The sequence below is a fragment of the Rheinheimera gaetbuli genome (assembly GCF_054781935.1).
Map to the genome: position 1 here is coordinate 88,089 of NZ_BAAGTL010000001.1, position 15,798 is coordinate 103,886.

The 15,798-nt window shown below is 46.8% G+C and carries 13 protein-coding genes; 2 read left to right on the forward strand and 11 right to left on the reverse strand.

What is annotated here, in order from left to right:
• Positions 1-20 precede the first annotated feature (20 nt).
• The 5 genes from thrB to ACYVIC_RS00400 all read right to left on the reverse strand — a co-directional run bounded on the left by thrB (position 21) and on the right by ACYVIC_RS00400 (position 5,650).
• Positions 21-989: a homoserine kinase gene (gene thrB / locus ACYVIC_RS00380; RefSeq protein ID WP_460856236.1), complete on the reverse strand. Its 969-nt coding sequence runs from the start codon at positions 987-989 to the stop codon at positions 21-23.
• A gap of 5 nt (positions 990-994) precedes the next feature.
• Positions 995-3,454 carry a bifunctional aspartate kinase/homoserine dehydrogenase I gene (gene thrA / locus ACYVIC_RS00385; RefSeq protein ID WP_460856237.1) on the reverse strand — a complete coding sequence of 820 codons (2,460 nt, stop codon included), beginning with the start codon at positions 3,452-3,454 and terminating at the stop codon, positions 995-997.
• A gap of 260 nt (positions 3,455-3,714) precedes the next feature.
• On the reverse strand, positions 3,715-4,674 hold the full coding sequence (locus tag ACYVIC_RS00390; RefSeq protein ID WP_460856239.1) for a GGDEF domain-containing protein: 960 nt from the start codon (positions 4,672-4,674) through the stop codon (positions 3,715-3,717).
• A complete protein-coding gene (locus tag ACYVIC_RS00395; protein WP_460856241.1) occupies positions 4,674-5,288 on the reverse strand; it encodes a chemotaxis protein in 615 nt (204 codons plus the stop codon). The genes ACYVIC_RS00390 and ACYVIC_RS00395 overlap by 1 nt, the downstream gene beginning before the upstream one ends.
• A complete protein-coding gene (locus ACYVIC_RS00400; protein WP_460856243.1) occupies positions 5,285-5,650 on the reverse strand; it encodes a response regulator in 366 nt (121 codons plus the stop codon). Before ACYVIC_RS00400 ends, ACYVIC_RS00395 begins: the two co-directional genes overlap by 4 nt.
• Before the next feature lie 190 nt (positions 5,651-5,840).
• Here ACYVIC_RS00400 and ACYVIC_RS00405 point away from each other — a divergent pair, with 190 nt between their 5' ends.
• Both ACYVIC_RS00405 and ACYVIC_RS00410 read left to right on the forward strand, forming a co-directional pair.
• Positions 5,841-7,589, forward strand: a complete 1,749-nt coding sequence (locus ACYVIC_RS00405) for a sensor histidine kinase (RefSeq protein WP_460856245.1) — start codon at positions 5,841-5,843, stop codon at positions 7,587-7,589.
• Between the two features lie 43 nt (positions 7,590-7,632).
• Positions 7,633-8,529, forward strand: a complete 897-nt coding sequence (locus ACYVIC_RS00410; RefSeq protein ID WP_460856247.1) for a recombination-associated protein RdgC — start codon at positions 7,633-7,635, stop codon at positions 8,527-8,529.
• 3 nt (positions 8,530-8,532) lie between these two features.
• Here ACYVIC_RS00410 and ACYVIC_RS00415 read toward each other — a convergent pair whose 3' ends face one another.
• From ACYVIC_RS00415 to nqrF, 6 genes are all read right to left on the reverse strand, one after another.
• Positions 8,533-9,375, reverse strand: a complete 843-nt coding sequence (locus ACYVIC_RS00415) for an HDOD domain-containing protein (RefSeq protein ID WP_460856249.1) — start codon at positions 9,373-9,375, stop codon at positions 8,533-8,535.
• A gap of 78 nt (positions 9,376-9,453) precedes the next feature.
• Positions 9,454-12,087: an ATP-binding protein gene (locus ACYVIC_RS00420; protein ID WP_460856250.1), complete on the reverse strand. Its 2,634-nt coding sequence runs from the start codon at positions 12,085-12,087 to the stop codon at positions 9,454-9,456.
• Between the two features lie 84 nt (positions 12,088-12,171).
• Positions 12,172-13,029 carry an MBL fold metallo-hydrolase gene (locus ACYVIC_RS00425; RefSeq protein WP_460856252.1) on the reverse strand — a complete coding sequence of 286 codons (858 nt, stop codon included), beginning with the start codon at positions 13,027-13,029 and terminating at the stop codon, positions 12,172-12,174.
• Between the two features lie 211 nt (positions 13,030-13,240).
• Positions 13,241-13,453: a (Na+)-NQR maturation NqrM gene (nqrM, locus tag ACYVIC_RS00430; protein ID WP_460856253.1), complete on the reverse strand. Its 213-nt coding sequence runs from the start codon at positions 13,451-13,453 to the stop codon at positions 13,241-13,243.
• Between the two features lie 10 nt (positions 13,454-13,463).
• Positions 13,464-14,489, reverse strand: coding sequence for an FAD:protein FMN transferase (locus ACYVIC_RS00435; protein ID WP_460856255.1), 1,026 nt, complete (start codon positions 14,487-14,489; stop codon positions 13,464-13,466).
• A 62-nt stretch (positions 14,490-14,551) separates the two neighbouring features.
• Positions 14,552-15,784, reverse strand: a complete 1,233-nt coding sequence (gene nqrF / locus ACYVIC_RS00440; RefSeq protein ID WP_460856257.1) for an NADH:ubiquinone reductase (Na(+)-transporting) subunit F — start codon at positions 15,782-15,784, stop codon at positions 14,552-14,554.
• Between the last annotated feature and the right edge of the window lie 14 nt (positions 15,785-15,798).

The window sequence follows — 15,798 nt, forward strand, 5'->3', positions numbered from 1 at the left end:
ATTTTCTACAGCCTCTTTCACTAAAGCGCCCGGGCACCTTGTGCTGACAAGCGACAGATTTGTGTAGTCGCGTCCTGATTTTTGGCATAATGCCGCGATAAATACTCTGCCGCAAGCCGCGCCTGGGCATCGTTACTGCATAAAGCAAATAATGTTGGTCCGGCACCGGAAATACCCAAATGTAACACCCCTTGCTCTGTCAGTGCAGCGCGCAGCGCAGGTAACTCCGGCAACAATGGAATGCGTGCCGGCTCAGCGACCAGATCGCGCAGCGCGGCAACGGCTTCTGTTTCGTCCGCCACATACATAGCACTGACAAAGCGGCTTAATATGCCGGCAAACGCAATACTTTGCGCCAACGTTAACTGTTGCGGTAACACCGCACGGGCAGCTTTGGTTGATAACACGGTGCCGGGGTAACACAGTACCACACGCCAGTGCTCAAACCAGGGCAAGGCCCGACATAGCTTGTCGCTGTCTGGTAACATTAACTGCAGGCCACCCAAAAATGACGGCGCCACATTATCGTAATGCACACTACCACTAACGCCACCTTCTGCCTGCGCCATCAATTGCAGTAACTCGTGTTGCGTTAATGGCTGGCCGAAGTAGTCATTAAAAGCGTAACAGGCAACAACAATAGAACAGGCACTGGACCCCAGACCACTGCCAACAGGTAAGTTTTTATGTAACCGCAATGATAGCCGGGGCAAACTGCGGCCGACTTTTTGCTCAAAAGCATAAAAACAGCTTAATACCAGATTGTCACTGCTATTTTGTGGTAGTTGATGAACATAACGACCAACAATATCAAGGCTCAGCTCTGCGCTCTCAGCAACGATGTCCAGCACATCACCAAACAAGTCAGCATTTAGCGGCTCAAAGGCAGCACCAAGCAAATCAAATCCAACCGAAAAATTACCGGTTGAAGCCGGGGCATAATAACGCTTCAGATAATCTGGCGTAGTGAATTCAGAAACTTGCTGCATCGTCATTACACCTGTTGCTGCCAGCCGAGGGTACGCATTAAATCGCTGAATACACCGGCAGACGTAACAGCCGCACCAGCACCATAGCCACGCAAAACAAACGGGATTGGCTGATAATAACGGGTGTGGATCGCCAGCGCATTTTCACCGTCTTTTACCTTAGCCAGCGGATGATCTATATCCAGCGCTTTAATGGCAACCTTACATTTACCATCAACAATTTCACCGATATAACGCAGCACCTTGCCGTCTGCTTTTGTTTGCGCGATACGCTGGGCAAATTCAGCATCCAGCTGAGGCAACTGCGTTAAAAACGCTTCTGTGCTGCACTCATTAGCAAAGCCTGCAGGTAACACTGAGTCAACCTCTACATCACTTAGCTCTAATGACATACCGGCTTCACGTGCCAAAATAAGCAGCTTGCGCGCCACATCCATACCCGACAAATCATCACGAGGGTCTGGCTCGGTAAAGCCTTTTTCGCGAGCTTTATTTGTTACCTCAGACAAACTGACACCCGCTTCCAGCTCACCGAAGATGTACGACAAAGAGCCGGATAAAATACCCTCAAAGGCAACCAGCTCATCACCGGCATTCAGTAAACCCTGCAAGGTGTCGATAACCGGCAGGCCGGCGCCAACTGTGGTTTCATATAAAAAGCGCCGCCGGTGCTGCTGCGCCAGCTGACGCAGTTTCTGATAGTAGCTGTAGGACGCAGTATTGGCTTTTTTATTCGGCGTAACCACATGAAAGCCAGCGGCAAGAAAGTCGGCGTATTGGCCGGCAACCGCTTCTGCGCTGGTGCAATCAACCAGCACCGGATTAGTCAAATGCTGGCTGCGGGCAAAGTCTGCCAGTGCAGACACCGAAAACTGGTGTTTGGCATCTGCTAATTGCTGTTGCCAGTGCTGTAAATCTATACCGTCGCTGTGTAATAACAACGCCCTACTGTTGGCAATACCATAGACCGTTAGCTTAACCTGACGACTGTGTAAAAAAGCCTGCTGCCGATAAATTTGCTGCAGCAGTTCACTGCCTACCACGCCACAGCCCACCAGAAAAATATCAATGCTGGGAATATGGCTGAAAAAGTTCTCATGACAAACCTTTACTGCATTTTTACACGCAGCTTGTTCAATAACCGCCGAAATAGAGCGCTCGCTGCTGTCTTGTGCAATAGCAACCACGTTAACTCTGGCCTGTGCCAATGAGGCAAAAAACTTCGCGGCTACGCCCTGATGCTGGCGCATACCGTCACCAACCAGACTTACTATCGCCATATCAGACTGAATATTTAACGGGCGCAATAAGCCGGTTTGCAGTTCCAGTTCAAACTCTTGCTGCAACGCACGCTTAGCGGCAGATAAATGCAATTGTGGTACACAAAAGCTGATACTAAATTCTGATGAAGACTGCGTGATTAAGCTCACTGAGATTTGCGAGCGGGCCATTGACGCAAAAACCCGGCTGGCCATACCAACCACGCCTTTTAACCCGGGGCCGGATACGGTAATCAGTGTCAGGTGTTCCAGACTGGAAATGCCTTTTACCAGCGCATCGCCTTCGCCATCGTTATCGATACGGGTGCCTGGTGCCGAGGGGTTCAGGGTGTTTTTGATATAACAAGGGATCTGATAACGTGCCAGCGGGCCTATGGTTTTTGGATGCAATACCTTGGCACCAAAATATGACAGCTCCATAGCTTCGTCGTAAGATAAACGATCAATGAGTTTGGCATTTTTAACCTGACGCGGATCGGCACTGTATACACCGTCAACGTCAGTCCAGATCTCGCAGGCATCGGCTCTTAGGCTTGCTGCGACAATAGCGCCGGAATAATCAGAGCCGTTGCGGCCAAGCAGGCAGGTTTCACCTTGCGCATTGCTGGAAACAAAACCCGCTATGACATAGACGCGGGCATTATTGCTAGCGACAGCATGCTGTAACGTCTGCTCAGACGCTGCAATATCAGCAGTGGCATTAAGATAATCACCACTGCTTTTAACCAGCGAGACAGCATCCAGCGCCTGTGTGGTAATCTGGTTAGCATTGAGCAACGCAGCCATGAGGGCAACACTGAATTGCTCCCCTAACCCCAGCAACTGCGCCTTGATATGATCAGGACAGTGACGTAGCAACGAAATTCCGGTTAATTGCGCTGTTAGCTGCTGCAACTGCCGCTCAACCACTTGTTTTGCCGCTGCTAACTCGATAGTGGCGAACTGTGCGCCAGCATCAGACAGCAATTGCTGATAGCGTTCTGCCAGCTGCTGTAGCAATGGTGCAAAATCAGACCCCAGATAAGCCAGATCAGTCAGCTCAACCAGTGTATTTGTTACTCCTTGTGGCGCTGACAACACCAGGCAAATACTATCAGTGCTGCTTTGCTGCTGCACAATCAGTGCAACTTCAGCAAAACGTTGCACTGATGCCAGCGACGACCCACCAAACTTGAGCACCCTCATCTTTAACTCCTTGCGCTTTATTGACTGTTATTGTTCAGCTATCGCAACTCTTGGTTTATAACGGGCCAAAATGGTCGGCCCAAAAAAAAACCCGTGACATCTGAGGTCACGGGTCTTTTTAACAGACAATACTCCGCCGACCTCCTACCCCGAAGGGCTGGTGGTAATAATAATGGTGGTGAGTACAGTTGTTTTTATTTTCATCGACACACTATGCACAGACTTATAGACGGCTGTCAATGGCTAAATGCTGCCACAAATTAGTTTACCTTTTTAAGGTAATTTTGTTCAGTTGCATACGCCCTGACACAATTGCGTCCCTGATGTTTGGCGTTATACAGAGCAATATCCGCCTGCCGGATTAATTCGTCTTCGCTTTGGCTAGTGAAACTTGCTACACCAATGCTTAACGTTACCGCAATATGTTGTTGGTTATAGCTAATTGTCTGACTGGCAATCGACTGACAAATCCGGTTTGCCACCATCATAGCACCGCTAAGTGACGTATCTGGCAACACTACACCAAATTCTTCGCCACCATAACGACCAAATATATCAGTATCACGCAGCAACACTGAAATTTGTTGCGCAACCGAGGTAAGCACTGCATCTCCACCCTGATGGCCATAAGTGTCATTTAGCTGTTTAAATTTATCTAAATCAAACAGCAATAACGATAATGGGTGCTGGTAACGCGCAGCACGCTGAACTTCTAATTGTAACTGCTGCTGCCAGTAGCGGCGGTTAAAAATGCCGGTCAGACCATCGATACGATTTGCCTGCTCTAACTGCTGCATACTGCTATGCAACTGTTGCTGGTAGACAAAAGCATCGGTAGCATCTTCAATTAAAATACAGGTATAACCGGCTCCCTTGTCTGCAGCGCTAAGCGGCATGATGCTGCAATTTTGTGCCATATACTGGCTACCTGTGCTAAGTGGTCGCAAATGCGGTAACTTAAAAATATACTGCCGCTGTTCCCAGTTACTAAAGGCTGGTATTTGGAGTTCCTGCACACTATCAAGCTTGCGCTGCAACCAGGCCCGCGGCAGATCCACAAACACATCAAACAATGATTGGCCTTGTATATCAGCTAATACTAAATTGGCACGGCGAGCAATAAACTGGTTAATAAACACCAGACGATATTCCGCATCCAACACCACAACGCCGCTGTTGAGCTGAGAGAGTAGCGGTTGCAATAAGTTGTCAATCTGCATCAGAAACTTGCCAATACTTTGTTCAGCATCTGCCGAAGTTGTAACACTGCTTCGCCCGGTACTAACAACATCATGTCGCAATTAAAGCTGTAATCAATAAGCTGGTAACGAATATCGACCTGCAATGCCAATTGCCATTGTTTAGCTGTTTCTGTCAGCTTTTGCACGAAATGCTGGTCGCGACTGGATAAAATGCGCGGTGCAGCATAAGAAAAACTGTTCTCTAATTGCTCAGCCAGACCATTTAAAAATGTCGTAGTGAGCACCGAGCTTATATCAGTCAGCATTTCTGCCTCTGAACTGTCGTCATCACTGTAGCCTAGCAGCTGAGCTATCACACCGACATTTTCCAGCTGATACAGCATAATAGTTTCGCCACGCAGTCCCTGATCACCAAAAAAACCCAGGCTTATCAGGCTGGCATTGTGTTGCGGATAGCGTTGTGCAAGATGCTGTGGCAACTGCTCTGTCTCAACCAGTGCTATAGCAGGGACCTGCAAATGCACCAACGTGTCCAGATAGCGCGCCAGCTTGTCGCTGGCCAGACCCATAGCAACATTTACCAGCTCTTGCAGACAGTCACGCTGCTCTTCGGTAAAATACACTGTGGTCATATCAATCCGTACTTACGCATAACGTCTGCCAGCTTTTCTGCACTTGCCGGCTTACGCACAAACGCCAGTGCTCCTAAATCCATCACCCGCTTTTGCATCTCTGGCTGAATATCAGCAGAGACAACAATTACCAGGCAATCCATAGCTTCGGCTTTAATTGCTTCTAATACACCAACACCATCCAACTCGGGCATAGTAAGGTCAAGAAACACCAAACCAATCTCTGTAGAGCGCAAAATTGCTAAAGCTTCCAAGCCATTGGTTGCGGTAACAATGCTGGCGTCAAAATCAGCTGGTAGCGATTTTTTTAACTGATTGCGGGCAAGTAGGGAGTCGTCACAAATTAACGCGGTTAGTGCCATTTACTGCAGCCTGTATTGTTGTAATGTTTTTGGGCTTAAACTGGTTAAAAAATATATACATGCTGCCACCATAAAGCAATAACTGAGCTATAAATAGCAGAGATTAGATAGCACTATTTGCAAACTGGCGTTTATTGGTTATGGTAGACAGACAGTTCCAACAATAATGCCGCTCATACAAGGTTACTTCATGCAGCACAAAAGTCTGTCCCGCAAATTGTTGACCAAAGTATTGTCTGTGTATTTTATTCTGACGTTCGTGGTAACGCTGGGACAAATTGTCGCTGAGTATTTTAATACTAAAAACCACATCAACGGTGAGTTGGAAACGCTGCAGCAAACCTTCTCAGGCAGCCTTACCCGAGCTATCTGGGAACTCAACACCCAGCAAGCGTTAGTTATTGCCGACGGCTTGCTGGCCATACCGGCTATAGAAGGCATAATAGTGCGCGATGACAGTGGCGCTGTTATTACCCAACTGGGTCGTTATATTAATATTCAGGAACGCTTTAGTACGCAACTGGTTCGTGAAGGCGTGCGCCTGACCGAGCAACAGTCTGGCATTTTCGGCTACACTTTCCCGCTTATTTTCGAGTTTTCCGGCCGGGCTACCCAGGTTGGTGACGTTACACTGTTCTCCAGCCGGGCAGTGGTTATTGAACGGATCAAAATTGGTATTTATTTTTTAGTTGGCAACGCATTTTTAAAAACCACTTTTTTGATTATCCTGTTTTTAATGGCATTCAGACGGCAGCTCACTTTACCTCTAACAGAATTAACACAGCAAATTGAAGATCTTGAACTTGACCAACTTGAAGGTACTAAAGTTGAAATTCAACATGACGACACCTCTGAATTAAGCGTTATGGCCGATGCCTTTAACCGTTTAATTGGCAGAGTGCAAGACTACAAGACACAGTTGGAAACCACACAGAAGCAATTGATGCTGTCAAACGAAAAACTTGATCAGCACAATCTGATGCTGGAACAGGAAGTTGCCCGTAAAACATCAGGTTTAAGTCAGGCAATGATGGACTTACAGCAACAAAAGCAAGAGCTGGAAGTAAAGCAACAGAGCCTGCGTGAAGAAATTGAACGTCGCCGCCATACTGAAGACGCTCTTCGTGGTAAACAAAGCGAGCTCGAGCGCATTGTGGATGATTTAAAACAAGCGCAAGACCGGCTGGTGCAGTCAGAAAAAATGGCTGCTCTGGGAGGCCTGGTCGCCGGTATTACACATGAAGTAAATACACCGGTCGGAATTGGCGTAACGGCAACCAGCTTTTTGGCAGAAAAAATTAGTACCCTTGCGCAGTCTTATCAGGATAAAACGCTGTCGCCCAAAGCTTTGGAGCATTTTATTGCTGAAGCAACCCAAGGCACTGAATTATTGCAGTCTAACCTTAGCCGTGCCTCAGAGTTAATTGCTAGTTTTAAACAAATCGCAGTTGATCAAACCAGCGAAGCCGTTCGCACCATTAATCTGGCCGAATACTTAAACGAAGTGATCCGTTCATTACAACCTAACTTTAAAAAAACTAAGCACCAAATAGAGCTGAATTGCCCGGATAACATCATTCTTAGCTGCCCGGCAGGCGCAATATCGCAAATTTTCACCAACTTATTAATGAACTCTTTAATTCATGCTTTTGAAGATATCGAAGAAGGCCAGATCCGTATAACCGTGCTGGACGAGGGTGACAATGTCGACATTAAATACAGTGACAATGGCAAAGGTTTAGCACCAGAGCAGTTGCAAAAGCTGTTTCATCCATTTTTTACTACAAAGCGCGATCAGGGAGGCAGCGGCCTTGGCACGCACATCACTTACAATCTTGTGCGCCAAACATTGGGCGGCAGCATTTCGGTTAATAGTGACCCCGGACAAGGTTTGCACTACCATATTTGCTTTCCAAAAAAGCTGAAAATATCAGCCTGATCCGCGCTATACTGCCGGCCTGATTTTGTTGAGTGAGTAGTTTATGTGGTTTAAAAATGCCCGGGTATATCGTCTTAGCGCCCCGTTGTCACAGGATCTGGCTGTATGGGAGCAAGCACTGATTGAATTTAAGTTTAGCCCGCTAACAGCACAGGAAATGGTGCGAAGCGGCTTTAGTTTTCCGCTACACCAGAGCATCAAGCAATATTGCCACGCCCTGGATTCATTACTGTTTTTTGCTGTAAAGCGCCAAGAAAAGATTCTACCCGCTGCGGTTATCAACGAAGAGATGCAACCCAGGCTGGATGAACTTGAGCTGGAAAAAGGCCGGCCACTGAGCCGCAAAGAAAAACAGGCATTAAAAGAAGAATTGCAACAAAGCTTACTGCCACGTGCATTTAGCCGCTCGTCGTTAACGCAAGGTTACTACGACGCGCAAAACCAATGGCTGGTGATCAATACAAGCAGCGCCAGCAAAGCCGAAGATATATTGGCATTGTTACGCAAAGCGCTCGGTTCACTGCCTGCCCTGCCCTGGCTTGACAACCATAAACTTAACTCCAATCTGCAATTGTGGTTGCAGAATAAAGCGCTGCCAGTAGGCTTTGTGTTGGGGAATGACGCCGAGCTCAAAGCACCGGATGAAGAAGGAGCCAAAGTAAAATTCAGCAACCACTTGCTGTCGGCTGATGAAGTACAAAGCCATTTACAGGATAAACTGGTAACCTGCATCAGCCTTGAGCAAACAGATGCAGTCGCACTGCAGGTTACCGATGATGGCGCAATAAAACGCTTAAAATTCCATGACTTGCTCACTGCACAGAATGACGAACTGGGCTGGGACGATCTTCAAGCCAGGCTTGACGCCGATCTACTACTGATGACCAGTGCTCTGAACAAAGCCCTATTGTGTATAAAACAGCAACAGGATACAGAATAGCACTTAGATGAAAATAGCGCGAACATCCTGATAAGACTGGTGAATATCAGGATGTTGCATAAAGTCAGTTTGCGGTATTAAGCCACATTTTACATAATAGGCCAGCAAGCGTTGCTGCAACTCTGCATCAGCATAATTGCCTTGTGCCAGTACAGCCAAACGAATAAAGTCGGTATAGCCAGGTCCAGGCTGTTCAGGTTTGGCAATACGCCAGTTAAGTGCCGCCTGCACAAACAGTTCAGCGAATCCCCAGGCATACAAAATACGCGCACTGATTTGTGGTGCCAACTGATTAGCCAGATTAACCAGAAAACGTGGATCACCAAGCAAGTCCTCATTCCGCTCGGCTTCAGTTAGCACTGGCATGGCGCCAATATTGTGTACCAACGCCATTAGCGTCAATACGTCTTTGTTTAAGCCGCTACCCGAAGCGTGGCTGTTGTAATAGGCTAGCGCAGCAGAGGCTATTGCAGATACCTGCACACTACGTTGCCAGAGTCTGTCCAACTGCTGTTGCACCTGCTTGTGCTTCGACACAAACACCTGTTCCAAAGCCATCGCAATGGCAATATTGCGGATCTGGCTTAAGCCTATCCGGGTAACCGCCTGATTCAGTGTACTGACTTTAACTGAGCGGCCCATAAACGCACTATTTGCTACTTTTATCATGCGGGCGGCTAACGCAGGATCTTGTGAGATGACCTCTGCCATTGCAGGCAGACTTATATCTGGCTCAGCACTACGCCGTCGCACTTTAAGCGCGATTTCGGGTAAAGTAGGCAACGTTAATTGATCATGCTGAATTTTATGTTGCAGCAGTTGTTCAACAGCATGTTGCACTGACATTATTGTCTCCTGGTTCAATAAGTTGATTTGAGTAAGCCATTTATACTGCTCTCAATCGTCGTCACAGGCTAGCCCGAGCTATGCACTGTTAATAATGCCACCGATTTGCAAAAGCTGCTCAGCGCATAACTCAGCCTGCTGCGCTCGCGCACTTAGTTCCAACTCGCCGGCTAATACGGTAAGCTGTGGGTATCCCATACTACCAGCACTGCCTTTGAGGCTGTGGGCTGCATAAGCAAGCTCAGCCCAGCGCAACTGCGAGAACTGTTGTTGTAATTGCTGGTAAAGTACAGGTAACTGCTGTTTAAATTGCCTTTTTAATGCCTGCATTTGCGGATCTTGCGCTAATTGTTGTTCCAGTTGCTCTGCGCGCGTTACCGTTTTGCTACCAAACTTTGCTAAGACAGCCAGTAAATCTGCCTGCATAACCGGTTTAGCTAGTAATGCCTGACATCCGGCCCGTTTATATCGCTCGGCGTCTTCAGACATTACATTTGCAGTTACTGCGATAACCGGCGTTTCAATGCCGGCATGGCGGATTAGGCGGGTGGCTTCCTCCCCTCCCATCACCGGCATCTGCATATCCATAAAAATCAGATCAAAATCTTCTGCCAAAGCGCATTCAACCGCTTTTTTACCGTTATCTACCAGGGTGCTATCAGCTTGTGCTTTTTGCAACATTAGCTGTAGCAACAACTGATTGTCCGGATTGTCTTCAGCGACGAGTATCTTTAACTGCTTTTCTGTCACCATATCTGGTGGTTCGGCTTCCGCTACGCTGCAACGATTATAGCTAGTAACCATTTCACACTGCTGGGCACTGCAGTCAAATATCAATTCAAAACAACTGCCAATACCTTTGACACTCTCGACCTGAATATCACCACCCATTTGTTGCATCAGCTTTTTTGAAATCACCAAGCCAAGCCCGGTACCACCGAAATGCCGGGTAACAGTGGCATCTGCCTGCACAAAAGGTTGAAATATACGACTTAGTTCATCCACAGACATGCCAACGCCTGAATCTTTAACTTTTATCGACAACTGTTGTGATAAGACGTCATAAGCAACAACGATAATGATTTTACCTTTTTTGGTAAATTTCACTGAGTTACTTGTCAGGTTAAGCAATACCTGACGAAAACGCAGCGGATCATTAAATAGTTGCTCTGGCAACGGGAAGTGTAAATCAAGTACGCATTGTAGCCCTTTGGCTTCGGCCTGATTACGGGTAAGCTGATACACATCATCTAGCAATGCTAACCAATCAAAGCTCTCATAACTTAGTTCGAGTTTTTCAGCTTCAATTTTAGATAAGTCGAGAATATCGTTAATCAGCCCCAGCAAATGATCGCCGCTTTTTAACACGCGCTGCAGATAATTTTGCAACTTGGTGGTATCGGTTTCATATTGTGCTTGTTCTGAAAAACCAATAATTGCCGTGAGTGGCGTACGAATTTCATGGCTCATATTGGCAAGAAACACGCTCTTTAAGCGGTTGGCCTGTTCTGCCGCTTCGCGTGCCAGTATTAGCTCCTGGTTTGCAGCGGCTAAATCATCATTAGCACGCGCCAAATCTTGCGTACGACGCAGTACCTTGTCTTCTAATTGCTGTTTATATGCCCGCTCACGCTCGCGATATACCCTTAACTGACGCACCATTACGTTAAATGCAGCGAACATATCGCCTAATTCGTCTTGCTTTTTAACTTCCAGCAAAGTGGACAAGTCTCCTCTGCCCACTGCCGTTTTTGCAGCCGTCAGTTGCTTTATCGGAGCAAAAATATTACGGATTAACAACCAATACACCAGCATAGGCAGCATTAAACACACCAACACAGTTAATAATGCTAATACCATAGACACTAATCGTTGCTGGCTAAACACTTCTGTTGCATCAAGGCCGAAAAGTAACTGGTAATTGCCAGGCAAACTTTTACCCAGCAATAGCCGATGCTGTCCTAACAGAACCACCGGAGAAAACTCGCTGGCGTCTATTGTCTGTTGAATTGCACGAAAATTGGTCGGCGCAAAAGCACTACCAATCAGTGCTTTGTTTTCAGCATAGGTCACTGTTGCCGCTTTGTTTATTAATAAAGTGACACTTTCAGGCGTGTGGCGATAACTAACTATGCGGCTTAACTCATCAGGGCTTACCACCAACACCAAATACCCCCATAGCCGCCTGGCGTCTGTAATAGAGCTGGAATACAACTTTTGTGCAAAAAAAAGCTGCAACCTGTTGGTATCGTTGTCTTCAGCCAAAAAGTAACCGCTGTCCTCTACCTGAGACTGTAAAGAGGAGAAATATTCATTACGAAACCGGTTTGGCACACTGGAGAGCTGCGCCCGCTCTGGCAACTGTAATGCGTAATCCCCGGTAAGGTGAATAAGCTTTACCGAAACCACATTAGTGCCAACACGCATAAACTGGCGTAATTGCTGCTTTAGTTTAATTAACGACGTATCAGTCTGTTGCTGGGTATATTCGGCAAGCAAAGGGTTTTGACCCAGCATGGCCAGTTGTATCTGTGTTTGCTGTAAGAAACTACTAAGTTGCAGTTGCTGTTGCGCCAACACGCGCTCAGCCTGGTACAGCGCCTGATGTTGCAAATATTGTTTGCTGAACTGGTACGCCAAATAACCAAAAGCCAAAACCGGTACTACCAGTAATGGAAATATATAGGCAACCAGCGTTTCGCGTAACTTCATCCTTGTCCTGCGCACTTACAGAGACAACCCCTGCGTGTTTTTGTAGTGCTACAGCATAACCAGCACAACACCGAGCGACAAGTACTAGTTTATATCAGCATGGTACAGCGTCTTAATCCAGCGCTGCTCGGTGATAAAATTCCAATGCCAACTTTGCCATTGCTTGCCCAAACCTTGCTCTACCGCCTGCAGCTCTGTCAGGCCAGCGGCTTTGTAGCCTTGAACAATCGCCAGTGTAGCCATCATCATATCCAATGAACGCTGCACACCTGCTTTGTCAGTTAATTGCCCATGTCCGGGTATTACTTTAGTCTGATCGTTTAACATGGCTATTAAGGCGCGGGTGTTTTCAATATAGCCTTTTACCGAACCACCTCTACTGATATCAATAAACGGAAACCGGCCTTCAAACAGCAGATCGCCAAAATGTACAACATTGGCTTGTTCAAACCACACCACAACATCACCATCCGTATGGCCGGGAGGCATGTAGTCCAATCGCACGCTGTAATCATTGAGCTGCAGAGTCAGTTGCTGGCTGAACGTAATCGTTGGTAAACCGCGCCGGTCAAAGGCATCATCCTGCAGCAAGCGGCTAAGCACGTTGCGATGCGCCACAATATCAATACCTGCACCAATAGCACTGTTACCGCCGACATGATCACCATGAACGTGAGTGTTCACCAACTTAGTTACACCTGAACTGCCGCCGAGTTGCTGCAACTTGGCTTTAATCTTATCGGCCAATTCGGCATATTGACTGTCTACCAGTAGCACTTTATTTGCGTCGACTACAGCAGCCATATTTCCGCCGGCACCCGCTAGCATATAAAGATTATCCGCCAGCTTTGTTTCTTGTATTTGTACATCTTTAAAGCGCTCAGCTTGCAAAGGTGCAGTCAACATCAGCAACGTTGCAGCAACAACCAATCTAACTATCATGCGTTTCATTCCCAGATAAATTTTGCTAACAAAACCAGCGTCAATAAGCAGACACCGAGTGTAGTCCGTTCCAGCTTGCCTGTAACCAAACATAGCACAGCATAACTTATAAACCCCATGCCAACACTATCTGAGTCAGATAATGTAAAAAGCTGGCCCGTAGCCAGCTTTTAGTTAAGCCAAAATCTTCTATACCAGTAACACTAGCCACTTAGATAATTTTATTTTCCTGCCAAAACTTCTCTTTATCTAACCGTTTTTGCCGTTTTTCGCAGGGTTTATCGCAATCGCAAGCCTTTTCGATACCCACTTCACCCAGGCCACCACAGCTACCGGCTATAGTTTTACGCTGCACTAAATAGCCTATAGCCATTGCTGCAATCACCAGCAAAAACAAACCAAAGGTTAATAAAAATATGGTCATAGGGGCTCCACTACTCAGTTAAAAAGGGTTTAAAGGCATCCGATACCAGCTCAGCAAAGCCGTCATCCGTCTTTACCACTATCAATGCGGCAATATTATAACGGTTTGCAAAGACTAAAGCTTCATCTGCGGTCATCACATTTAAGGCTGTTGCATAACCATCTGCGGTCATACAGGATGGATGTAGCACCGTTACTGATAAAGTGCGGTGCTGGATCGGCTTGCCGGTACGTGGATCAAGCAGATGCGAATAACGCACTGAGTCTTCTTCAAAATAATTACGATAATCACCAGAGGTAGCGATGCCCATATCTCCGGTTTGCAAAATACGTTGTACCGCTCTTTCGGCATTTACCGGCTTTTCAATTGCAATTTTCCATGGTTTTGCTGCAGATTTTTCACCTTTAATCCGCATTTCGCCGCCAATCTCTACCAGATAGTTTTCTATACTATAGTCATCCAGAATGGCTGCGACCTGATCTACGCCATAACCTTTAGCAATAGTGGACAAATCAACGGCCAAACCAGCAACCGACTTGGTTAACTGATTACCTTCTAACGTCAGCTTGTCATAACCGACAACCGCTCTGGCACGGGTTATATCATCATCTGACGGCGCATGCTCGACTCGCCCGCGGGCTCCGAAGCCCCAGAGCTCCGTTAACGGGCCAACAGTAACATCAAGCACACCATTGGTTTGCGCTGCCATGCGCAAGGCCTCAGCAATAACGACTCGTGTTTGCGCGGACAAGCTAAACGGTTCTGAAGCACCATGGCGGTTAAAGCGCATTAACTCAGAATCAGGCCGGTAAGTCGACATCAGGTCATTTACCAATTCCAGTTCCTTATCGATAGCCTGCTGCAACACAGTTTGGTCAACAGGCGTTTTGCTGTAAAACTTAACAACATAATAGGTGCCCATAGTACTACCGTTGAGCTGGATTTGCTGTTCAGCATTATGCGTCGGGCTACAAGATACTATAACTGCCAGCGAAACAACGGCCAGCCAGGTTTTAACAAATGAAATGCAATGCATACATGGTCCAGATAGCAAAAGGGGCAACCTTACGGACGCCCCTGTTGATGTTACCGAATGTGCTAGCCGCCGAAGTCGTCTAGCAGGATATTGTCATCTTCTACGCCTAAATCTTTCAGCATATTGATTACCGCTTTATTCATCATCGGTGGACCGCACATATAAAACTCACAGTCTTCCGGTGCTTTGTGGTTTTTCAGGTAATTTTCATAAATAACGTTATGAATAAAACCTGTGTAACCTGCCCAGTTATCTTCTGGCTGCGGATCAGATAACGCCACATGCCACTGGAAGTTATCATTCTCTGCTGCCAGCATATCGAAATCTTCAACATAGAACATTTCGCGTTTAGATCGGGCACCATACCAGAAAGTGATTTTACGCTTCGATTTCAAGCGACGCAGCTGATCAAAAATATGCGACCGCATCGGCGCCATACCGGCACCACCACCGATAAATACCATTTCGGCTTCAGTGTCCTTGGCAAAGAACTCACCAAACGGGCCAGAGATGGTCACTTTGTCGCCTTCTTTCAGGCTCCAGATAAAAGATGACATCTTACCGCATGGCAGGCTCAGGTTATTTGGTGGCGGCGTAGCAATACGGACGTTCAGCATAATAATGCCTTCTTCTTCCGGATAGTTCGCCATTGAGTATGCGCGGATCGTTTCCTCGTCTACTTTTGACTCCAGACTAAAAAACTTAAAGCGTTCCCAGTCACCACGGTACTGTTCAGGGATATCAAAATCCTTGTATTTCACATGGTGTGCAGGCGCCTCAATCTGAATATAACCACCGGCACGAAACGGCACTGACTCGCCGTCCGGGATCTGTAGCTTCAGCTCCTTAATAAAGGTTGCTTTGTTATCGTTAGAAATAACACTACAGTCCCACTTTTTGATGCCGAAGATTTCTTCTTCAACTTCAATGTCCATGTCAGATTTTACGTTAACCTGGCAAGACAAACGGCATCCTTCACGCGCTTCACCTTTGGTTATATGGCCAAGCTCGGTTGGCAGTATCTCACCGCCACCAGCTTTAACATGCACACGACATTGGCCACAAGAACCACCACCACCACAAGCAGACGATAAGAAAATACCGTTGTCTGCAAGGGCGCCCAACAGTTTACCGCCAGCTTTAGTCTTAATTGCTTTGCTTGGATCACCATTAATACTAATAGTGATATCGCCTGAGGCTACCAGCTTGGATTTTGCTACCAAAATAATGATAACCAATGCCAGTACCACTAGGGTAAACATCGCAACGCCAAGAATAATATCTATATTTTCCATCTTGTGTTCCCTTG